Genomic DNA, 20,272 nt, shown 5'->3' with positions numbered 1-20,272 from the left:
TTTTTTAACTTTTTTGTGATATAAAAAACAAATGCCCCAAAAATGGGGCATTTACCAACCAACTGTCGAGAATAAACATCAAAATTGAGATGTCTCCGTACTTCCTTTCATAGCAACTGTACTAGCTGTTCCCGAGGTTACTATATTCTGGACGCTATCAAAATATGTGGTTCCAACAAAACCTTGGTGTTTAACCGCTTTGAATCCAGATTCCTGTAAGGCAAATTCTCTTTGCTGAAGTTCAGAATAACCTGCCATTCCGCGCTCTTTGTAAGATTTGCTCAGTTCAAACATACTTGTGTTCAAGGCATGGAACCCCGCAAGGGTGATAAACTGGAACTTATAGCCCATGGCAGCAAGTTCCTCCCTAAAGGTCTCCATTTCTTCTATGCTCAGTTTTGCCGCCCAATTGAATGATGGCGAACAGTTATAAGCCAACATTTTATTAGGGAATTTGGCATGGATTCCTTCTGCGAATTTCCTAGCTTGCTCCAAATCAGGGGTAGAGGTCTCCAACCATAGCAAATCTGCAAAGGGAGCATAGCTCAATCCGCGGTCTATTCCTTGTTCCAATCCGTTTTTTACATAGAAAAAGCCTTCTGGTGAGCGTTCCCCAGTAATGAATTTATGATCTCGCTCATCAATATCACTGGTCAAAAGGTTGGCCGCATCAGCGTCCGTTCTGGCGATAATGACGGTGGGTACGCCCATGACATCTGCTGCCAATCTAGCCGCGATAAGTTTGTTGATGGCCTCCTGTGTAGGTACCAATACTTTACCACCCAGGTGTCCGCATTTTTTGGCAGAGCTCAACTGATCCTCAAAGTGTACGCCTGCTGCCCCACTTTCAATCATGGATTTCATAAGCTCGAAAGCATTCAAGTTACCTCCAAATCCGGCCTCAGCATCGGCTACAATGGGAACCAGGTAGTCCTTTTTGTTAGCTGCTTTGTTCACAACCTGTATTTGATCGGCTCTCAGCAGGGCATTATTGATTCTTTTAACCACCATGGGTACACTGTTGGCAGGATATAGTGATTGATCGGGGTACATCTCTCCGGCCAAATTTGCATCTGCTGCCACTTGCCATCCACTTAAATAAATAGCTTCCAGACCAGCCTCTACCTCTTGGATGGCTTGATTGCCCGTTAAGGCACCCAAACCGGCAACAAAATCCTGCTCGTTAAGTTTTTTCCAAAGCTTTTCGGCCCCTATTTTGGCAATGGTGTAATCTATATCATAGGATCCCCTAAGTGTGATTACCTCCTCTGCCGTATATGGCCTTTCTACGCCTTTCCATCTTGGATTTACCGTCCAATCTGTCAGCAACGCTTGAATCTTTTGCTTTTTTTCCATAATTTTAAATTTCGAATTTGAATTAAGATCCCATGTAATGTTCGCCCATTCATGGGATTTTGTTTTTGTGCTATAATTGAATAGTCTATGCTATTTCCTGATAGGCTTTTAAGGTCAGGAATTCTTCAAACTCCCTTGCCCTTACCAAATGATCAAATAATTCAAAGGCTTGTTCAAATTTGGTGTTGACCAAATTGGCCTCCCCGACCAAATGGGTTATTTTTTCCACTTCTTCATTAAATATTTGGGTATACAATTCGTCAGTAAACTTCCTGCCATCGTCCAACTGGACCCTAAATTTTCTCCACTGCCATATTTGTGTGCGAGAAATCTCCGCCGTAGCAGCATCTTCCATCAAATTATATAGGGCCACACAGCCATTTCCCTTGAGCCAGGATTCCAAATACAAAATCCCCACATTTATGTTCTTTCTTATACCCGTTTCCGTAATGGACCCGTTTGGACTGGCAATCAAATCGGCTTCAGATATTTCACCATGTCTTCCAGTTACATAAATTTGATTGGCCTCTGGCATATGTTTGTCAAACTCCTCCATGGCAATCTTGACAAGACCAGGGTGTGCAACCCAGGTGCCGTCATGGCCATTCTTCACTTCCCGCTCTTTATCAAGTCTAACTTTTTCCAAAGCTGCTTCGTTGGCAGCTGGATTGTCCTTTATTGGGATTTGTGCCGCCATACCTCCCATGGCATGGATATGACGTTTATGGCACCTCTCTATGACCAACTTGGAATATGCATCCATGAAGTGAACCGTCATAGTGACTTGATCTCTATCTGGCAATATGAATTCTGGATGATTCCTAAATTTTTTGATGTATGAAAAAATATAGTCCCAACGTCCACAGTTTAAGCCTACGATATGATTTTTGAGTTCATAGATGATTTCGTCCAGTTGAAAACTGGCGGTAATGGTTTCGATCAAAACCGTAGCCTTGAAAGTTCCTACGGGAACGTTTAAATATTCCTCAGCAAAAGAGAACACCTCATCCCACCATCTCGCCTCTAAATAGTGCTCCAATTTGGGGAGATAAAAGTAAGGTGCCGAACCTCGAGCCATCAAGGTCCTGGTATTGTGGTATACATAAAGTGCAAAATCAAACAGACTGCCCGAAGCTTCCTCTCCATTGATCAAAACATGGCGTTCATTTAAATGAAGTCCCCGTGGCCTTACCAATAACACAGCCACTTCATTCTTTAAACTGTATGATTTGTCTTTTTTACTATCATAAAAAGAAATGGTTCTTGCATTTGCATCGATGAGGTTTTGTTGCCCTTGAAGGCAGTTATCCCATGTTGGTGAATTACTGTCCTCAAAATCGGCCATAAAAGTTTTCGCTCCTGAATTCAATGCATTGATTACCATCTTTCGTTCTACCGGACCGGTAATTTCCACTCTTCTATCCTGAAGATCCAGTGGAATATGTTTGACCGTCCAATCTGCCATTCTGGTCTGGGCAGTTTCTGGTGGGAATTGTGGCAGAACACCTTCATCAAATCGCATTTGTTGCTGAATACGTTCCTGTAACAACTGTAATCGCTCCCTATCAAACTTTTTGTGCAGTTCAACCAAAAATTCCAAAGCACCATCCGTCAATAATTCCGGATAGTAGTTGGTCACTGTTTTCGAGAATTGTAAATCTGTTGGTGTGATCAATGTATTTTCCATGACTAACTGATTTGTGCAAACAATGATAGATCAAACTTTTTGAAAAAACAAGCGAACGTTCGCTAATTTGATTATGTACGCTATTTTTATTGAATTCGCAAAATATCCTATCTTTGGTTGCGAAAAATGGAAGAAGAATACATCAAATTGATTTTTGGGCTGAAGCTGAAGCAGGTACGAAGCAAAAAAAAGCTGTCCCTGTTCGGGCTTTCCAAGCTTACCGGGCTATCAAAATCATACCTGAACGAAATTGAAAAGGGGAAAAAGTATCCAAAAACGGATAAGATTGCACTCCTTGCAGACAAGCTAGAGGTCCCCTATGACAATCTGGTCTCATTAAAACTGGACAAGAACTTGGCTCCTGTTGGTGAGTTGTTGCAATCCAACATCTTAAAGGAACTCCCCCTCAACTTGTTCGGAATCAAGGAAAGTGACCTCATTGATATTGTAGCCAACGCCCCTACCAAGGTGAACGCCTTTATCAGCACCATAATTGAAATAGCCAAACACTATGATTTTGGCAAAGAGAGCTTTTACCTTGCAGCGCTACGATCCTATCAGGAGGCCAACCAAAACTTCTTTCCTGATCTAGAGACCGAGGTTTTGAATTTTGCCAAAGCATACCAGATAAATCTGAATAAATCGGTTTCTTCCGTAGAGCTGGAAGAGATTTTGATTGAGGAGTATGGCTACACCATAAACAATGAAGACCTTATTACCTATAGGGAATTAGACAACCTACGTTCCATCTTTGTGCCCAAAACCAAGACCCTTTTAGTGGCTGATCATGTGGACGAAGCGCAACGCACTTTCATCTATGCAAAGGAAATTGCCTACAACTACCTTTCCATTTCAGAGCGACTCTACACCTTTACCTGGATCAAGTTTGAAAATTTTGATCAAGTATTCAACAATCTTTCTGCCTCGTACTTTGCTGGCGCCTTGGTGATTCCACGAGAACTTCTTAAAGGCTATTTGGACCGCTTCTTGGCCAAACCAAAATTTGACAAGACTTTTTTGGCCAGGATGACCAAGCGTTTCAATGCTTCTCCAGAATCTCTTTACCAAAGGCTTACCAACATTCTTCCGGCCGATTACCAGCTAGAAAATCTGTTTTTTCTTCGGTTTGCGCATCAAAAAGGATCACAGCGTTTTGATATTACCAAGGAACTTCATCTTACCCATCAACACTCTCCTCACGGTAACGAGACCAACGAAAAGTATTGTAGGAGATGGGCCTCCATTCGGGTATTGCAAGAAATAGAGCGCTCTGGAGGAGAACATCATATGGAAATCCAAATATCGCATTACCCCAATGATGATCTATCGTATTTGATATTTGCCTCTGCCACTAAGGATCCCTTCAAAAAAGATGTCTATCGAAGCGTTGGAATCGGACTGCTCATCAACAATCAGCTACGAAAAAAAGTACAGTTCCTAAACGATCCAAGCATAAAAACCTATGATGTTGGCGTAACCTGCCAGCGTTGCCCTATAAAAGATTGTGCGGAACGTATGGCACCTGCTGCCATTCTAAGTCAAGATGAAAAAAATAGAAAAACCGCTCATGCGGTCGAAGAATTGAAGCAAAAGTTCAGCTAAATCTTAGCGGTGAGCGTAACCTCAAAATTTGCTTCATCTTCTAAAAGCTGAAACCCTTCATGCAGGTTTTGTTGTTCTACCGAGTAAGGATAAAATGAAATGGGTTCAATACAAACCATATTTCTAACCTCTGTCCAACACATGAAATGTCCGAATCCCTCGGTATCAATTTGGATTTCTTTTTTATCTTTTAAAACAATGGAAGTGCAATCGGCAACCTGAAGTGCCCTACTTCCAACTGCCAAAACCTCATCTAGGGAAAAATCCTTGTCATCCGTTATGATTCTGGAGTCATTGGTATGAATCTTAAATGCTGGATGGTACCCTAACATGAAGGGCATATCCCGCTCACCAGTTATCTTGAAACTGATGGTCAAGCGATTATCTTTAAGTTCAAATGACTTCTGAAAGATGAATGAGTAAGGCCATGTCAACCATTGCTTATCTGATTTTTCAGGAAACTTGGAATTCTTGATCGAAGTTCCTGCCTTGTACTCCTTTTGAAATTGCGCTGTGCTTTCAGTACTTTCTAGCAACACATACTCCAGTTCACGTAACAACCCATGCTGATCTTGAATTGCCTCTCCATTTGGAACATTGACCCTGAAACCCGCTTGGTCTACCGGACCTATGATCGGAAACATTTCTGTATCGGAGCTTCGCCAACCTGGACTCCCTTTTTGATGGATATATTCATGTCCCTCTACGACAAAACTGACCAATTCCCCTTGGTCTATCCCTACTTTTGAGTTTCCGCTTTTAAGTTCAACCATGATTTTGTGTTGATAGTTTACTTGTCAAAACGCCCTTCTGTTACTTTTTCGACGAATTCAACAATCTTTTAAATTCCGGAAAGTTTAATCCTGAATTTATCAATTTTTAGTCGATAAATCCTTTCTCCCGCATCCAATCGTCGTTAAACATTTTACCTACATATCTACTTCCATGATCATGGAAGAGCACCACTACCACATCATCTTTTGTGAAATGTTCTTTGAGTTGCAAGAGTCCTTTAATGGCAGCTCCCGCAGAATTGCCCAAAAACATTCCTTCTTCCTTGGCGAGACGTTGGGTATAAACAGCGGCATCTTTATCAGTGACCTTGGTAAATCCGTCAATGACCTTGAAATTTACATTTTCGGGAAGTATATCCTCGCCTATACCCTCAGTGATATAGGGATAGATTTCATTTTCGTCAAAAACTCCTGTTTCATGGTATTTTTTGAACACGGAGCCATAGGTGTCAATACCCCATACTTTAATATTTGGGTTTTGTTCTTTTAGGTAACTACCAACTCCCGAGATAGTTCCGCCTGTTCCAACTCCAACTACAAAATGGGTGACCTTACCGTCAGTTTGTTTCCAAATCTCTGGGCCAGTTGTCAAATAATGGGCCTTGGTATTGCTGGGGTTATCATATTGGTTAACATACCACGAATTGGGAATCTCCGTAGATAGTCTTTTTGCTGTTGAGTAATAACTCCTTGGGTCGTCTGGGGCCACATCGGTTGGACATACGTACACCTCACTGCCCATTGCTTTCAAAATGTCCACTTTTTCCTTTGACTGTTTATCACTTATCACGCAGACCATTCGATAACCCTTTACTACTGCAGCAAGGGCCAATCCCATACCCGTGTTTCCTGATGTTCCTTCTATAATTGTACCTCCAGGTTTAAGCAGTCCCGAGGCCTCAGCATCCTCAACCATTTGCAGTGCCATTCTATCCTTTACGGAGTTTCCTGGATTAAACGTCTCGTACTTGGCCAACACCAAACAAGGTAATTCAGCAGTTAGTTTATTGATTTTGACCAAAGGGGTATTTCCTATAGTCCCCAAAATATTTTTTGCGTACTCCATAATGGTGGCAAAGATAATTTTTTGATTCAGGTGAGTATGTCAACAAAAGATAAAATTCCTTTCATCCTTTTCAACATTGTTATTCAAACCTGATGGCTTTTACAGGTGTTATTTTGGTGATAATGTGTGAAGGCAGCAAAAGCATTAAAAGACAGAGCGCCATTACCCCCAAGTTGAGCAAGACTACGGTTGGAACATCAATATAAACCGGGATGTAGTCAATATAATATTCCTCAGGATTGGGAAACTTAAAAATCCTAAATTGGTTTTGAAGGTATAACAGCCCCAGCCCCAACACATTCCCCCAAAGCAGGCCAACTCCAATCAAATAGGTGGCATTGTACAAAAAGACCTTCCGAATGCTCCAGTTTGCCGAACCAAGGGCTTTTAATACACCTATCATTTGAGTTCTTTCCAAAATCAGGACCAACAGGGCCGTGATCATGTTGATTCCCCCAACAATAATCATTATACCAATGATGAGTGCTATATTGAAATCGAACAGCCCGATCCATTCAAAAATTCTATAGTATTTGGTTTTTATATTTTGGGTGTCCAAGCTTGATATGGTCTTGCCATAAATTTCATTGCTCTTTTCCTCCAATTGGTCAAAATTCTCCAGAAAGACCTCAAAGTTTCCTATTTGGTTTTGGTCCCATTTATTCATCCGCTGAATATGACGGATGTCGACAAAAACATAGGTAGCATCAAATTCCTCAAAACCGCTATCGTAAATGCCTACGATTTTGAATTTTCTATTGTTGGGCACTTTCGAGGCATCGCCATCTTTCAGAAAAAACGAGAAAAAAGAATCATCGACCTTTAATTGCAACCGATTAGCCATCATTTTGGAAATCAGTACTTCTTCATTAAGCTTTCCAGAATAATCAGGCAACCTCCCTTCCAAAATGTATTCACTAAAGACGGACCAGTCATAATCTTTGCCCACTCCTTTGGCCAGCATCCCCTCAAATGTATCCTCTGTGCGGATAATACCACCCTTGGTGGCCACGGCCTGTACATGCGCCACACCCTCTACATCACTGAATTCCGGATAAAAATCCTGATTAAGATCAATGGGGGAAACCGAAACTTCTGAGTTGTTGTTATCGTAGTTGGAAATTTGAATATGGCCGTTGAAAGCAGCAACTTTTTCCCTTATTTTTCTTTTTAGACCCACTCCTGTGGCCAGGGCAATGAGCATCATGACCACACCAATGGCGATTGCTGCAATGGCAATTTTTATTATAGGAGCGGAAATACTAATTTTATGTTCCTTCCCTGTTATCAGGCGTTTGGCAATAAACAATTCTAAATTCAACGAATGCCCATTTTATCTATTTTCAAAAGTACAGTTTTATTGTTGGTTTTGTTTTTTTCATCCTGTAAGGGACAACAAAAAAAACAGGAACACAAACTCCAACATAGTGAAAACAACGTGGCCAAAATTGAGGTGGCCGCCAACAATACCGAAGCCTACCTTCCTTTGCTCCTAAACAAAAAGGTTGGTGTGGTTGCCAACCAGACCAGTGTTATTTTTTATGAAAATGGACATACACATTTAATAGATTCCCTGTTATCCCTGGAAGTAACCATTAAAAAGGTTTTTGCTCCGGAACATGGGTTTAGGGGCAAAGCAGATGCGGGAGAACATGTAAAAGATGGGATGGATGCGCAAACAGGCTTGCCCATTACATCCCTTTATGGAAAAAACAGGAAACCCTCTCAAGAACAATTGGATGGCTTGGATATTGTGGTATTTGACATTCAAGATGTTGGGGTCAGGTTCTATACTTACATTGCCACATTGCAATTGGTAATGGAAGCCTGTGCTGAAAAAGGAATTCCTATTGTAGTGCTAGATCGCCCTAACCCCAACGGACACTATATAGACGGACCAACCATGCTAAAAGAACACGTCAGTTTTTTAGGCATGAATCCGATTCCGTTGGTTTACGGGATGACTATTGGGGAATACGCCAAAATGCTCAATGGAGAAAAATGGTTAGAAGGAAGAAAGGAAGTTGATTTAAAAGTGATTCCCCTGAAAAATTACACCCATCAATCCGAATATCATCTACCCATACGACCATCCCCTAACCTGCCCAATGATGCTTCCATTACCCTGTACCCCAGTTTAGGCCTTTTTGAAGGAACCAATGTCAATGCTGGGCGGGGTACGGAATTTCAGTTTCAGCGCTACGGAGCTTCTTTTATGGACAGCACAAAATATGACTTTCAATATATTCCCGAACCTAATTTTGGCTCCAAATACCCGAAAGAAGAAGGTAAAACATGTTTTGGCAATGACTTATCCCAAACCCAACGAATGCAAGAAGTTTCCTTGAAATGGGTGATTGATGCTTACCAAAACTCCGTGGACAAATCGAAATTCTTTATCACAAGTGGCTTTACCAAACATGCCGGCACACCATTATTACAGAAACAGATAGAAGCTGGTCTTTCAGAACAAGAGATAAAGGCTACCTGGCAAGAAGAGCTGGAAACCTTTAGGAAGATCAGAGAAAAGTATTTAATCTACGATTGACCGTCAGTAGTAGGCCTTCTATATTTATGAAATGGTTGCTTTAGCAGACCTTTGATACTGCTGTTTTCCTTTTCATCAGGAAAGGTATCCACCCCATAAACAATTTTCTCCCGGTCCATAATCATATAGGTACCAAAAATCCGGTCCCAAATGGCAAAAATGTTACCATAATTGGAATCTGTGTATGGCAATTTATAATGATGGTGGATTTTATGCATATCTGGGCTTACAATCAAAAAACTGATGGCCATATCCACCTTTTTGGGCAATTTGATATTGGCATGGTTAAATTGTGAAAGCACAACAGAAAGACTCTGGTAGAGCATTATAATCCCGATTGGAGCTCCGACGATAAAAACCCCTATCAATGTAAAGGAATACCGAATCAGACTTTCCAGAGGATGGTGCCTATTGGCTGTAGTGGTGTCCACATTATGATCAGAATGGTGGACCAAATGGACCATCCACAACGGTTTTACCTTATGTTCCACCCAATGTGCCATATAAGCTCCTATTAAATCCAAAAGCAATAAGCCAAGCAACACATAAAGCCACAAAGGCATCTCTGGCAACCAATTGATGATTCCAAATTTGTTGGCCACCGCCCAATCCGATGTCTTCAGCAGTAAAAATGCCAAAGGAAAGTTGACAAGAATAGTGGTTAGAGTAAAGAAAAAGTTGGGAACTGAGTGCCTCCATTTTTTATATGGAACATTAAAAAGAGGAACTATTCCCTCCAAAATCCAAAAAAAAGTAATTCCTCCAACCAAGATTAGGCTTCTGTGCCATGAAGGAATGGTCTCAAAATATGCAATAATCTCTTCCATGTGCCTAAAGATATAAAAACCTTACAGTTTGATTTTCGCCTTCATCGCCTCAACAATATTATACGCCGCCGGGCAAATACTGACATTTTTCAACGTCAGGTTGCTGATTTGATGAAATTTCTTTCTGTCTGTATGTGGAAACTCTCGACAAGCTTTGGGGCGGACTTCATAAATAGAGCAGTAGTTATCCGCTCCCAAAAAAGTACAGGGCACCGTTTGTAGCACGTAATCATTATCCTCATCAATTCTTAAGAATTGATCAATGAATTGGGATGGTTTCAGTCTAAAATGCTTGGCAATTCGTTCAATGTCCGAGTTGGTAAATAGCGGGCCTGTGGTTTTACAGCAATTTGCACAATCAAGACAGTCTGTGCGTTCAAACTCTTCTTGATGCAGCTCTTGCATCACATAATCCAAATTCTTGGGAGGGCGCTTTTTGAGTTTGTTGAAGAACTTTTTGTTCTCTGCATGTTTTTCTTTTGCCTTCTGCGGCAATTGTTGCAATTCAGCTTCCATAGGAAACAAACATAAAAAAGAGATCTCAATTAAACCCTACTCTACAAATTAAGTCACACCTTTGTACCAAACAAACCCATATTATGGCTGATGTTTTGGGCAAGGCCCTTTTGGAGTACCATCAAGGAAAATACTCAGAGGATATTAAAACCTATTCTTCTTTGGACGAGGAGGACAGTATTCCACTACCCTACTTGTTCAGAAGTTTTGAAGAAATGCCAGCATTAGAGCAAAAAGCCTTGCAGATGGCCAAGGGAAAAGTCCTTGATGTTGGATGCGGAGCCGGCAGCCACTCTTTGCTTCTTCAAGAAAAGGGATTTCAAATCACCGCCTTAGATCAATCGGACGGAGCTGCCACAGTCTGCAGGGAACGAGGAGTAAAATCTGTGGAAAATTGTTCCATACTTGACTACGACAAGGACAAATTTGACACCATACTTTTACTCATGAACGGAATTGGGCTAGCTGGAACTTTAAAAAATCTAGGGGCTTTCTTAAAACATCTATCCACCCTATTAAACCCAAATGGGCAAATTTTACTCGACTCCAGTGATATCATCTATATGTTTGAGCAGGATGAAGACGGAGGATACTGGATTCCAAATAATGGCCAATACTATGGAGAAGTCATGTTTACCATGGAATATAAAGGACAAAAAGGAAGTCCATTTCCTTGGTTGTATGTTGATTACAATACTTTACAAAACGCTTGTTTGGCAAATAATCTGGACTGTGAACTGATATTAATGGGTGAACACTACGACTATTTGGCTAAACTTACCGTTAAATAATAATAGAATCCATGGCGAAGCGTTTTATTTAAAATTGAGTTGTTATGAAAAAGAAAAATAATCTTCTGCTTTTGTTTCTGACCATCCTTCTTTTAGGGTGTTCTTCGGACAACGGAGGGTCCTCACCGAACGGAGGTGTTGACAAATCAGCAAATCTTCTTGCAACAGGAGCGTCGGCCAACGACATCCTTGCCAATAACAATTTTGATGACTTACTGATTGAGATTGCCTACGTAGCCGGTTTTAGGCCAACTACCGAAACAGTCAGTAACTTTGAAAACTTCCTTAGGGAACGCACTTTTAAGCAGGACATCAACTTCATATACCAAGAACTTCCCTCACCAAACGAGGAGACCTTGACGCTCAATGAAATTGCAGATTTAGAAACTGACAACAGAACTGCATACAATGATGGCAGGACCTTGGCCATTTATATCTATTTTGCTGATGCTCCTTCAGATGAAGATGATGAAAGTCAAGGCGCTGTGACCCTTGGAGCTGTTTACCGCAATACCTCCATGATTATTTACGAAGAAACCATAAGAAATCTGCTTGGAAACAGTACCCTCATTAGTTTAGCGGATGTTGAAACTGCTACATTGAATCACGAATTTGGACATTTGTTTGGATTGGTGAACCTAGGCACCGATCCTGTTAACGACCACGAGGAAACTGAACTTAATGAAAACGACCAGGAGGTTGGCAATAATCACTGTAACGTTCAAGGTTGTCTTATGCGGTCAGAGCTTCAATTTGGTGGTTCCATGATGAAAATGATGGAACGCAGTGCTTCAAAAGGGGCTCCTGCAGTTCCAGAACTGGACGCAGAATGCATTTTAGACCTTCAGAACAACGGAGGCAGATAAACCTTAGGGAATATTCAAATATTTATGAGTTTGAAGGGATACCTTCCATTTTGGATTTTGCATGACATAATCCACTATTAAAGGTATTACCTTGTCCCGAACACTCCATTCGGGCTGCAAATAAAGCACACAGTTTTCATTTACCTGAGCGGCTTGCTCTTCGGCAAAAACAAGATCGTGTCTGTTATAAACAATGACTTTGAGTTCATCAGCAACTTCATAGACCTCACTTACCGGAAGCTTTGTTTTCTTGGGTGAAAGACAGACCCAATCCCATGTGCCGGTCAAAGGATAGGCCCCGGAAGTTTCAATATGGGTTTTTAGTTTGTTGGCCTTTAGGCCACTGGTCAAAGGTTCCATGTTCCACATTAAAGGTTCACCTCCTGTGACCACAATGGTATCGGAATATTTTGCTGCATTGGAAACAATATTTTCAATAGAAGTGGGCGGATGTTTTTCGGCATCCCAACTTTCTTTGACATCACACCAATGGCAACCAACATCACAACCTCCAACACGAATAAAATAAGCAGCTGTCCCTTTATGGAAACCTTCTCCTTGAATCGTATAAAACTCTTCCATCAAAGGAAGCATCAAGCCTCTGTTTACTAAATCCAGCTCTTTTTCTTCAACCATTGTGCAAAGATACGTCTCCTTGCACTAAATAAGCAATCAGCGTATGGCCATAACCTCTATTTCCACTTTGGCATTTCGGGCAAGACCTTTAGCGGCGAAGGTAGTCCGCGCAGGTTTTTTGGTAAAATACTTGGAATACACTTCGTTGAAAGCAGCAAAATCCTCCATGGTGCTCAAAATAACGGTACACTTCACCACATTGTCCAGTTTCATACCATGATGGGCCAAAACCGCCTCAATGTTCTTGATGACCTGCTCGGTTTCTGGCTTAATGCCTCCCTCGACCATGGTACGGGTTGAATGGTCCATCCCAATCTGTCCTGCCAAAAAGAATAGATTTCCAGCTTGGACGGCATCACTAAAAGGAGCACTTTGTTTTTTCACTTCGTGGGATTCATGAAAAATAAGCTCTGTTTCTTCTTGGGCATAGCCAAACGCAGAAACTCCAAACAGTGAAATGAACAAAAAAACATATTGCATAGCTTTCATAAGTGTGTTTTTAGATTTGCCTAAAATTACCCTATTTTTATCGGAAATTGAACGCCATGGACCGCAAAGAAAAATTCTTTGAACATATTGAGAAGGGGTACACCACAAAAGGAGACTTTATAACCGTTGGCGCTGGTATGCTGAATGGTGAAGCTGTGACCAATGCCTTAGTGAAGATACCGCTAAAAACACTCAATCGCCATGGGCTTATTGCCGGAGCGACCGGTACCGGTAAGACCAAGACCTTGCAGGTGCTTGCTGAAAACCTTTCAGAAAAAGGAATTCCAGTATTGCTGATGGACCTCAAAGGCGATTTGAGCGGAATTGCGCAACCCAGTCCAGGTCACCCAAAAATTGACGAAAGACACGAAAAAATAGGCCTCCCCTTTGAAGCAAAAGGATTTCCCGTAGAAATTCTATCCCTGTCGGAACAAAATGGAGTAAGACTAAGGGCCACGGTCTCTGAATTTGGACCAGTGCTACTCTCCCGTATTCTGGACCTAACGGTTACCCAAGAAGGGATAGTTGCCGTAGTGTTCAAATATTGTGACGACAATAAGCTTCCTTTACTTGACCTGAAGGATTTTAAGAAAGTATTGCAATATGCAACCGGAGAAGGCAAAAAGGAGTTTCAGGAATCCTACGGAAGAATATCCACGAGTTCTACAGGAACCATTCTAAGAAAGATCATAGAACTGGAACAACAAGGTGCCGATCTGTTCTTTGGCGAAAAATCCTTTGAAGTTGATGACCTGGTAAGAATAGATGATGAGGGACGGGGCTATATCAATATTGTTAGGCTGACCGACATTCAGGATAGACCTAAACTGTTTTCTACTTTTATGTTGAGCCTCCTGGCGGAAATCTATGGAACTTTTCCTGAGCAAGGAGATAGTGATAGGCCCGAATTGGTTTTCTTCATTGATGAGGCGCATTTAATTTTTGATAATGCCTCCAAAGCGCTTCTGGATCAAATCGAAAGTATTGTAAAGTTGATTCGTTCTAAAGGAATTGGACTGTATTTTGTTACCCAAAACCCGACAGATGTCCCAGATGACGTCCTGGCCCAACTTGGACTTAAGGTCCAACATGCACTGCGGGCCTTCACGGCCAAGGATAGGAAGGCTATTAAACTAACTGCGGAAAACTATCCCATTTCGGAATTCTATGAAACCAAAGAAATCCTTACCTCGTTGGGAATTGGGGAAGCTTTGATCTCTGCCTTGGATGAGAAGGGAAGACCCACTCCATTGGCGGCCACTTTGTTGAGAGCTCCCATGAGCCGCATGGATGTCCTCACAGACACCGAGCTAAAAGAGGCCATTGGCAAGTCAAAGCTTGTAAAAAAATACAATGAAGAGATTGATCGTGAGAGTGCTTACGAAATCTTGAACGAGAAAATTGAAAAAGCCGAAAAAGAGGCTGAAAAAGAAAAAGAGAAGAAAACAACCTCAAGAAGGAGAACCTCCACACGAAGAAGTACCCGAATGAACCCAGTGGTAAAAGTGCTGACCAGTGCCACTTTTATAAGGGGAGTTTTAGGGGTTTTGAAAAAAGTGATTCGATAAATTCATGAAAAAAACATTCCTTATTCTTGTCCTAGCCTGCTCCATTTCCTGGTTACAATCCTGTGAAAAGGACACAACATTTCTAATTACAGAAAGTAGCGTAGGACCTTTATTAAAAACTAGCTCCGTATCAGAATTGGAATCTATTTTTGTCCAGGACTCCATTGTTAAGGACACGGGTGCCATAACTATTGGAGAAATCTCCAAAAAAGTCAAAGTTTTTGAAAAAGGCGGAAAACACTTAATGACCCTCACCACAAATTCCGATAGTATCCCAACGGTTGAAAACATCAGGATTTTTGATGCTCGGTACAGTACATCAAAAGGAATTGGGCTCAGTAGTACATTTCAAGATATTCAGCAGAGCTACTCCATTAAAAAGATTGTGACCACCTTGAACAGTGTGGTGATTTTTCCGAAGTCAAGTAACCTTTATTTCACCATTGATAAAGAAGAACTGCCCTCGAATTTGCGGTATACCACTTCCAATATTGAAGCGGTTCAGATACCCGGTACGGCCAAAATAAAATACTTAATGGTTGGTTGGGAATAAGAAATTAAATCAACCCATATTTTTCACGGTTGGCCAAAACCTTGGGACTATTGGTCTGCATCCATTCCGTAAGTTCCAATAACTTTTCCACATAAGTCTGTCCAAAATCTGTAAGCCTATATTCTACCCGAATAGGAACTTCGGGGTATGCCTTACGGCTGATATACCCATCAGCCTCAAGTACTTTTAATCTTTGGCTCAACACTTTATTGGAAATGCCATAAACATACTTTTTGAGCTTGTTGAAACGCAACACCGGAAAGTACCCCAACCATAGAATAATAAGAATACTCCATTGATCGGAGGCTACGGACATTACATCTCGGACGGGACAAAGTTCAGGAGGATGCTTAAAATCAATATGCCCAAACATTTTTTCCAATTTTTTTGCATTCCTAACATTCTGATTTTCAGCTACAGTTTCCATTTTTATACTTGGTTTGAGGTAGGTGACTTCTTTTTTGTTTGAAAATGAATCTTTAATTTTAGTTTCAATTAAAGAGTAAGTTACAAAAAGTAACCAAATGAAAAAACTACTCATCAAGATACTTCCGTTGGCCTATGGCCAGTTTTTTAACCTCTACACCCTGTTTTCCCCAAAAAAAGCGGCTCATAAGGCCTTTAACCTGTTCTGCACGGTTAGAAAAGGACGGATTTTGCCACAACAGGCCGGTTATCTTGAAAAAGCAAAGCATAGTGTTGAGTATATTGACAACCATCAATTACAATCCTATCACTGGAAGGGCAACAACGGAACTGTGCTATTGGTGCATGGTTGGGAGAGCAATACGTTCCGTTGGAGAAACCTCATTAAAAAATTGGTTGATGCAGACTTCAATGTAGTTGCTTTTGATGCTCCTGCCCATGGTCATTCAACAGGAAAACTCCTTTATGTACCCTTGTATGAAGAAGCTGTTAACCACATGGTAAAAAAATACAGTCCCAAATATCTGGTTGGGCATTCTGTGGGGGGTATGACCCTAATGTACCATGAATACAAAAATCCAAACCCCGAAGTGGAAAAAATGGTCATTATCGGTGCACCTTCTGAATTTCATGAAATCATGGAGCACTATCAAGACCTGTTACGTTTCAACAATAGGGTAATGAAAGCTTTGGATGACTATATCTTGAATAGGTTCGGATTCCGCATTCGCGAATTTTCCACATCAAAATTTGCAAAGTCCAATTCACGAAAGGGATTGCTCTTTCATGACAGATTGGATGCAATTGCTCCTTACCATGCCTCTGAAAAAGTCAATAAAAACTGGAAGGACAGCCAACTGGTCAGCACCCAGGGGTTGGGTCATTCCATGCATCAAGATGAGGTGAACGAGCAAATCATTGCCTTTTTGGAAGCTTAGCGAAGAATTTCCTAATTTTCGATAAAATTCCATCATGCAAAATATTACCCCTTTTCATGTGGCCATTCCTGTCCACAATCTGGATGACTGTAGAGTCTTTTATAGGGATATTCTAGGTTGTGAAGAAGGCCGTAGCAGCGACCATTGGGTCGATTTCAATTTGTTTGGCCATCAATTGGTAATCCATTACAAACCAAAGTCAGATGAGGAGCTTCATACCAATCCCGTAGATGGCAAAAACGTACCTGTACCCCATTATGGCGTTGTACTGCCCTGGGATCAATTTGAATCCTTTTCCAAAAAACTCCAAGAGAAGGGGATAAACTTCATCATTGAACCCTACATCCGTTTTAAAGGTGAAGTTGGGGAGCAAACCACCATGTTTTTCTTAGATCCGGCAGGAAATGCCCTGGAGTTTAAGGCCTTCAAAGATATGGGGCAATTGTTTGCCAAATAGGAATCAGCCTATAGTAAAACCCTTTTTTCTGACCCAAAAATGGGCAAAAACAAGGTTTGGAACCCAGCATAACCATGCCACGATCCTGTATGCTGTTAAAAACTCACCAATGGCCAATGTCAACAGCGGCAACCAAATACGAAGCATAACCGCTGCAAAGCAAGCTGCGTAACTATAAATCATCATACCTTGATGCAAGGAAAGGTCCTTGTTTTTTATTGCTGCATAAGCCCTAATGGTGGTATACAGCCATACTATTCCCAAGAGAATAAATCCTAGCGAAGCTATTGTTCCTCCCGTGGCAAAAAAACCAATATATACTCCACATATTCCACTGATTAACACAGAGACCGTATATATTTTGCCCAAATTACGGTGCAGATTGAGATTTTTTGCCCTGATTCTCTTACTAAACTGCGACCAACCCGTTAGCAAAGCCAATCCCCCAAAAGCAATATGCCCGTAAAAACCTAGCCGCCAAACTGTATTTGAAAGAAGTTCTGCTGTCTTACTGGTTAAAAGACCAAATTCACTGGAAACAAAAAGATACGCGAGTGGATAAAGCCCTATACTAATGGCTAAAAATGCAAATACTATCCATACCACTTTGTTGGTAACTCTTCCAGGCATAAGTAATGATTTTCAGAGAAGTAAGTTATCGAATATTTGGTGTACAATGCAAGAATAAGAATCTTAAATCGTTATGAAATGTACAATATTGGCATTACTGCCTCCCAAATCGCAGCGTCATGAAAAGTATCCTACTAGTTATTACCGTACTCTTTTCTTCTATGGCCCTATCTGGTTGTACCAATGATGAAGAGGAAACCGATTTTGATTTTCTTACTCCGGAAGATGAGCAACAAATTACCTCAGAGGTAGGAAAGAAAAGCTAAGTGCCATTAATTATTTGAGGTGCCTTTCCCTGGCCAGTAAGGTATTTTTTAGCAACATAGCTATGGTCATGGGACCCACACCTCCAGGAACGGGAGTAATGTAAGATGCTTTTTTACTTACATTTTCAAAGTCTACGTCACCGGTTATGTAGTATCCTTTTTCGCGGGATTGGTCTGGTACTCTGGTAATGCCCACATCAATGACCACAACCCCATCTTTGACCATATCTTCTTTCAAAAATTTTGGAACCCCAAGAGCAGAAACAATGATATCCGCATTTTTTGTGAACGATTCAATGTTTTTTGTCCTACTATGAGTCAAGGTGACCGTGGCATTGGCAGCCTTTCCTTTTTGACTCATCAAAATGCTAATAGGTCTTCCAACAATATGGCTTCTGCCTATTACCACGGTATGTTTTCCTTCGGTGTCCACATCATAACGCTTCAACAGTTCCATGATGCCAAAAGGGGTTGCTGGAATGAAAGATTCCATATCCAAGGCCATTTTTCCAAAATTGGCAGGATGAAATCCATCTACATCTTTATTGGGGTCAATTGACAATAATATCTTCTGTTCATCAATATGTTTGGGAAGTGGCAACTGCACAATATAGCCATCTATATCTGAATCGGTATTGAGTGTTTCTACATGTTTCAACAGTTCTTCCTCTGTTGTTTCCTCTGGAAGATGAATAAGAGTAGATTCAAATCCAATCTTTTTACAGGAACGAACCTTACTTCCCACATAGGTCAGGCTAGCTCCATCATTTCCAACCAAAACAGCTGCCAAATGAGGAACTTTTTCGCCTCGATCCTTCATTTGGGCCACTTCAACGGTAATTTCTTCTTTTATTTGGTTCGATATCTTTCTTCCATCCAGAATCTCCATAGGTTGGTCTTGTTGGTCTATTGGTTAAGGGTTATCTCATGTTCTGCATCATCTGCATCATCTTTTTGCCACCACCGCCTTGCATCATCTTCATCATTTTGCTCATTTGCTGAAACTGTTTCAACAACTGGTTGACTTCTTGAATGGATGTACCACTGCCCGCAGCTATGCGTTTTTTGCGGCTCGCATTCAATTTTGATGGATTGGAACGTTCGTCCGGGGTCATGGAGTGGATTATGGCCTCAATATGTTTAAAGGCATCATCATCTATATCCAGACCTTTTAGAGCTTTCCCTGCACCAGGAATCATGCCCATAAGATCCTTCATGTTCCCCATCTTCTTGATTTGCTGTATTTGAGTCAGGAAATCATCAAATCCAAATCGGTTTTTGGCAATCTTTTTCTGGATTTTTCGCGCCTGCTCCTCATCAAATTGCTCTTGGGCGCGCTCCACCAAGGAGACAACATCTCCCATTCCCAAAATCCTATCTGCCATTCTGGAGGGGTAGAAAACGTCTATGGCTTCCATTTTTTCCCCTGTTCCGATGAACTTGATGGGCTTGTCCACCACGGACTTGATGGAGATGGCCGCACCACCACGCGTATCACCATCCAATTTGGTGAGGATAACCCCATCAAAATTTAAAATATCATTGAAGGCCTTGGCAGTATTGACAGCATCTTGTCCCGTCATGGAATCTACCACGAAAAGGGTCTCATTAGGCGTTATTGCCTTATGGATATTGGCAATCTCCGTCATCATTTGTTCATCTACCGCCAAACGACCTGCGGTATCTATAATGACCACATTAGCACCAATTTCCTTGGCATGTTTTACCCCTGCCTTGGCAATGGCCACGGGATCATTGTTCTCCCTATCGGAATAGACCTCTGCCCCTATCTGCTCCCCTACTATGTGCAATTGGTCAATGGCCGCAGGACGGTATACATCACACGCCACTAAAAGGGGCTTTTTACTTTTTTTGCTTTGGAGGTAGTTGGCAAGCTTTCCCGAAAAAGTGGTTTTACCAGAACCTTGTAGCCCGGACATTAAAATGACAGATGGATTTCCCGAAAGGTCAATCTCCTCTGCATCTCCACCCATTAACTGGGTAAGCTCATCCTTTACAATCTTGACCATGAGTTGGCCCGGCTGCAATGTGGTGAGTACGTTCTCGCCCAGCGCCTTTTCTTTTACCTTATTGGTAAACTCTTTGGCTATCTTAAAGTTGACATCCGCATCTAGTAACGCCCTCCTTACTTCCTTAAGGGTTTCGGCTACGTTTATCTCTGTTATCTGTCCATGGCCCTTTAGGACATGGAGTGCTTTATCCAGCTTATCACTTAGGTTATCGAACATGGTTCTC

The 20,272-nt window shown here is 41.4% G+C and carries 22 protein-coding genes; 9 read left to right on the top strand and 13 right to left on the bottom strand.

Annotated elements, in window-relative coordinates:
* Positions 1-78: 78 nt before the first annotated feature.
* Both aceA and aceB read right to left on the bottom strand, forming a co-directional pair.
* Positions 79-1,356, bottom strand: a complete 1,278-nt coding sequence (aceA, locus tag DX873_RS00805) for an isocitrate lyase (protein ID WP_417935319.1) — start codon at positions 1,354-1,356, stop codon at positions 79-81.
* Positions 1,357-1,441: 85 nt separating this feature from the next.
* Entirely contained in the window at positions 1,442-3,043 is a 1,602-nt protein-coding gene (gene aceB, locus DX873_RS00800) for a malate synthase A (protein WP_116182636.1), read from the bottom strand.
* Positions 3,044-3,169: 126 nt separating this feature from the next.
* On the opposite strand from aceB, the gene DX873_RS00795 reads away from it, so the two are divergent.
* Positions 3,170-4,645: a helix-turn-helix domain-containing protein gene (locus tag DX873_RS00795; protein ID WP_116182635.1), complete on the top strand. Its 1,476-nt coding sequence runs from the start codon at positions 3,170-3,172 to the stop codon at positions 4,643-4,645.
* On the opposite strand, the gene DX873_RS00790 is transcribed toward DX873_RS00795, so the two are convergent.
* From DX873_RS00790 to DX873_RS00780, 3 genes are all read right to left on the bottom strand, one after another.
* The gene (locus DX873_RS00790) at positions 4,642-5,418 is read right to left on the bottom strand and encodes an aldose 1-epimerase (RefSeq protein ID WP_116182634.1); all 777 of its coding nucleotides are present in this window, start codon (positions 5,416-5,418) and stop codon (positions 4,642-4,644) included. The two genes, DX873_RS00795 and DX873_RS00790, sit on opposite strands and share 4 nt — an antisense overlap.
* Positions 5,419-5,524: 106 nt before the next feature.
* On the bottom strand, positions 5,525-6,505 hold the full coding sequence (locus DX873_RS00785) for a PLP-dependent cysteine synthase family protein (protein ID WP_116182633.1): 981 nt from the start codon (positions 6,503-6,505) through the stop codon (positions 5,525-5,527).
* A gap of 79 nt (positions 6,506-6,584) precedes the next feature.
* A complete protein-coding gene (locus DX873_RS00780; RefSeq protein WP_116182632.1) occupies positions 6,585-7,826 on the bottom strand; it encodes an ABC transporter permease in 1,242 nt (413 codons plus the stop codon).
* A 3-nt stretch (positions 7,827-7,829) separates the two neighbouring features.
* Here DX873_RS00780 and DX873_RS00775 point away from each other — a divergent pair, with 3 nt between their 5' ends.
* Positions 7,830-9,053: an exo-beta-N-acetylmuramidase NamZ family protein gene (locus DX873_RS00775; RefSeq protein ID WP_116182631.1), complete on the top strand. Its 1,224-nt coding sequence runs from the start codon at positions 7,830-7,832 to the stop codon at positions 9,051-9,053.
* On the opposite strand, the gene DX873_RS00770 is transcribed toward DX873_RS00775, so the two are convergent.
* Both DX873_RS00770 and DX873_RS00765 read right to left on the bottom strand, forming a co-directional pair.
* Entirely contained in the window at positions 9,044-9,880 is an 837-nt protein-coding gene (locus DX873_RS00770) for a sterol desaturase family protein (RefSeq protein WP_116182630.1), read from the bottom strand. The two genes, DX873_RS00775 and DX873_RS00770, sit on opposite strands and share 10 nt — an antisense overlap.
* 21 nt (positions 9,881-9,901) lie before the next feature.
* Positions 9,902-10,396 (bottom strand): YkgJ family cysteine cluster protein, encoded by a 495-nt coding sequence (locus tag DX873_RS00765; RefSeq protein WP_116182629.1) that lies wholly within the window; start codon positions 10,394-10,396, stop codon positions 9,902-9,904.
* A gap of 83 nt (positions 10,397-10,479) precedes the next feature.
* On the opposite strand from DX873_RS00765, the gene DX873_RS00760 reads away from it, so the two are divergent.
* Both DX873_RS00760 and DX873_RS00755 read left to right on the top strand, forming a co-directional pair.
* Positions 10,480-11,187, top strand: a complete 708-nt coding sequence (locus DX873_RS00760) for a class I SAM-dependent methyltransferase (RefSeq protein ID WP_116182628.1) — start codon at positions 10,480-10,482, stop codon at positions 11,185-11,187.
* A 44-nt stretch (positions 11,188-11,231) separates the two neighbouring features.
* Positions 11,232-12,053 (top strand): hypothetical protein, encoded by an 822-nt coding sequence (locus DX873_RS00755; RefSeq protein WP_116182627.1) that lies wholly within the window; start codon positions 11,232-11,234, stop codon positions 12,051-12,053.
* A gap of 3 nt (positions 12,054-12,056) precedes the next feature.
* Here the strand turns inward: DX873_RS00755 and DX873_RS00750 are convergent, their stop codons facing one another.
* Together DX873_RS00750 and DX873_RS00745 are read right to left on the bottom strand one after the other, a co-directional pair.
* Positions 12,057-12,689: a 7-carboxy-7-deazaguanine synthase QueE gene (locus DX873_RS00750; RefSeq protein WP_116182626.1), complete on the bottom strand. Its 633-nt coding sequence runs from the start codon at positions 12,687-12,689 to the stop codon at positions 12,057-12,059.
* 36 nt (positions 12,690-12,725) lie between these two features.
* Entirely contained in the window at positions 12,726-13,178 is a 453-nt protein-coding gene (locus DX873_RS00745) for a Rid family detoxifying hydrolase (protein WP_232520825.1), read from the bottom strand.
* A gap of 56 nt (positions 13,179-13,234) precedes the next feature.
* Between DX873_RS00745 and DX873_RS00740 the strand changes: the two genes are divergently transcribed.
* Together DX873_RS00740 and DX873_RS00735 are read left to right on the top strand one after the other, a co-directional pair.
* Positions 13,235-14,746: a helicase HerA-like domain-containing protein gene (locus DX873_RS00740; RefSeq protein WP_116182625.1), complete on the top strand. Its 1,512-nt coding sequence runs from the start codon at positions 13,235-13,237 to the stop codon at positions 14,744-14,746.
* Positions 14,747-14,750: 4 nt separating this feature from the next.
* On the top strand, positions 14,751-15,299 hold the full coding sequence (locus DX873_RS00735; RefSeq protein WP_116182624.1) for a hypothetical protein: 549 nt from the start codon (positions 14,751-14,753) through the stop codon (positions 15,297-15,299).
* Positions 15,300-15,303: 4 nt separating this feature from the next.
* Here the strand turns inward: DX873_RS00735 and DX873_RS00730 are convergent, their stop codons facing one another.
* On the bottom strand, positions 15,304-15,726 hold the full coding sequence (locus DX873_RS00730; RefSeq protein WP_116182623.1) for a winged helix-turn-helix transcriptional regulator: 423 nt from the start codon (positions 15,724-15,726) through the stop codon (positions 15,304-15,306).
* Between the two features lie 97 nt (positions 15,727-15,823).
* Here DX873_RS00730 and DX873_RS00725 point away from each other — a divergent pair, with 97 nt between their 5' ends.
* Both DX873_RS00725 and DX873_RS00720 read left to right on the top strand, forming a co-directional pair.
* Complete coding sequence (locus DX873_RS00725; protein ID WP_116182622.1) at positions 15,824-16,663, top strand: alpha/beta hydrolase; 840 nt, start codon at positions 15,824-15,826, stop codon at positions 16,661-16,663.
* Between the two features lie 34 nt (positions 16,664-16,697).
* A complete protein-coding gene (locus DX873_RS00720; RefSeq protein WP_116182621.1) occupies positions 16,698-17,120 on the top strand; it encodes a VOC family protein in 423 nt (140 codons plus the stop codon).
* A 3-nt stretch (positions 17,121-17,123) separates the two neighbouring features.
* On the opposite strand, the gene DX873_RS00715 is transcribed toward DX873_RS00720, so the two are convergent.
* Positions 17,124-17,750 (bottom strand): DUF2306 domain-containing protein, encoded by a 627-nt coding sequence (locus tag DX873_RS00715; protein ID WP_116182620.1) that lies wholly within the window; start codon positions 17,748-17,750, stop codon positions 17,124-17,126.
* Between the two features lie 119 nt (positions 17,751-17,869).
* Between DX873_RS00715 and DX873_RS18785 the strand changes: the two genes are divergently transcribed.
* On the top strand, positions 17,870-18,016 hold the full coding sequence (locus DX873_RS18785) for a hypothetical protein (protein WP_181899409.1): 147 nt from the start codon (positions 17,870-17,872) through the stop codon (positions 18,014-18,016).
* Positions 18,017-18,026: 10 nt separating this feature from the next.
* On the opposite strand, the gene folD is transcribed toward DX873_RS18785, so the two are convergent.
* Together folD and ffh are read right to left on the bottom strand one after the other, a co-directional pair.
* On the bottom strand, positions 18,027-18,905 hold the full coding sequence (folD, locus tag DX873_RS00710) for a bifunctional methylenetetrahydrofolate dehydrogenase/methenyltetrahydrofolate cyclohydrolase FolD (protein ID WP_116182619.1): 879 nt from the start codon (positions 18,903-18,905) through the stop codon (positions 18,027-18,029).
* 31 nt (positions 18,906-18,936) lie between these two features.
* On the bottom strand, positions 18,937-20,265 hold the full coding sequence (gene ffh, locus DX873_RS00705; RefSeq protein ID WP_116182618.1) for a signal recognition particle protein: 1,329 nt from the start codon (positions 20,263-20,265) through the stop codon (positions 18,937-18,939).
* Positions 20,266-20,272: the final 7 nt, after the last annotated feature.

The organism is Flagellimonas nanhaiensis (assembly GCF_003382275.1).
Classification (GTDB): Bacteria; Bacteroidota; Bacteroidia; order Flavobacteriales; family Flavobacteriaceae; genus Flagellimonas; species Flagellimonas nanhaiensis.
This window is presented reverse-complemented; position numbering and strand designations above follow the sequence as displayed.

Excerpts from the sequence above, each read along its gene's own strand:
- aceA (WP_417935319.1), bottom strand. The coding sequence starts at position 1,356 with ATGGAAAAAAAGCAAAAGATTCAAGCGTTGCTGACAGATTGGACGGTA.
- aceB (WP_116182636.1), bottom strand. The coding sequence starts at position 3,043 with ATGGAAAATACATTGATCACACCAACAGATTTACAATTCTCGAAAACA.
- DX873_RS00795 (WP_116182635.1), top strand. The coding sequence starts at position 3,170 with ATGGAAGAAGAATACATCAAATTGATTTTTGGGCTGAAGCTGAAGCAG.
- DX873_RS00790 (WP_116182634.1), bottom strand. The coding sequence starts at position 5,418 with ATGGTTGAACTTAAAAGCGGAAACTCAAAAGTAGGGATAGACCAAGGG.
- DX873_RS00785 (WP_116182633.1), bottom strand. The coding sequence starts at position 6,505 with ATGGAGTACGCAAAAAATATTTTGGGGACTATAGGAAATACCCCTTTG.
- DX873_RS00775 (WP_116182631.1), top strand. The coding sequence starts at position 7,830 with ATGCCCATTTTATCTATTTTCAAAAGTACAGTTTTATTGTTGGTTTTG.
- DX873_RS00770 (WP_116182630.1), bottom strand. The coding sequence starts at position 9,880 with ATGGAAGAGATTATTGCATATTTTGAGACCATTCCTTCATGGCACAGA.
- DX873_RS00765 (WP_116182629.1), bottom strand. The coding sequence starts at position 10,396 with ATGGAAGCTGAATTGCAACAATTGCCGCAGAAGGCAAAAGAAAAACAT.
- DX873_RS00760 (WP_116182628.1), top strand. The coding sequence starts at position 10,480 with ATGGCTGATGTTTTGGGCAAGGCCCTTTTGGAGTACCATCAAGGAAAA.
- DX873_RS00755 (WP_116182627.1), top strand. The coding sequence starts at position 11,232 with ATGAAAAAGAAAAATAATCTTCTGCTTTTGTTTCTGACCATCCTTCTT.
- DX873_RS00750 (WP_116182626.1), bottom strand. The coding sequence starts at position 12,689 with ATGGTTGAAGAAAAAGAGCTGGATTTAGTAAACAGAGGCTTGATGCTT.
- DX873_RS00745 (WP_232520825.1), bottom strand. The coding sequence starts at position 13,178 with ATGAAAGCTATGCAATATGTTTTTTTGTTCATTTCACTGTTTGGAGTT.
- DX873_RS00740 (WP_116182625.1), top strand. The coding sequence starts at position 13,235 with ATGGACCGCAAAGAAAAATTCTTTGAACATATTGAGAAGGGGTACACC.
- DX873_RS00735 (WP_116182624.1), top strand. The coding sequence starts at position 14,751 with ATGAAAAAAACATTCCTTATTCTTGTCCTAGCCTGCTCCATTTCCTGG.
- DX873_RS00730 (WP_116182623.1), bottom strand. The coding sequence starts at position 15,726 with ATGGAAACTGTAGCTGAAAATCAGAATGTTAGGAATGCAAAAAAATTG.
- DX873_RS00725 (WP_116182622.1), top strand. The coding sequence starts at position 15,824 with ATGAAAAAACTACTCATCAAGATACTTCCGTTGGCCTATGGCCAGTTT.
- DX873_RS00720 (WP_116182621.1), top strand. The coding sequence starts at position 16,698 with ATGCAAAATATTACCCCTTTTCATGTGGCCATTCCTGTCCACAATCTG.
- DX873_RS00715 (WP_116182620.1), bottom strand. The coding sequence starts at position 17,750 with ATGCCTGGAAGAGTTACCAACAAAGTGGTATGGATAGTATTTGCATTT.
- DX873_RS18785 (WP_181899409.1), top strand. The coding sequence starts at position 17,870 with ATGAAAAGTATCCTACTAGTTATTACCGTACTCTTTTCTTCTATGGCC.
- folD (WP_116182619.1), bottom strand. The coding sequence starts at position 18,905 with ATGGAGATTCTGGATGGAAGAAAGATATCGAACCAAATAAAAGAAGAA.
- ffh (WP_116182618.1), bottom strand. The coding sequence starts at position 20,265 with ATGTTCGATAACCTAAGTGATAAGCTGGATAAAGCACTCCATGTCCTA.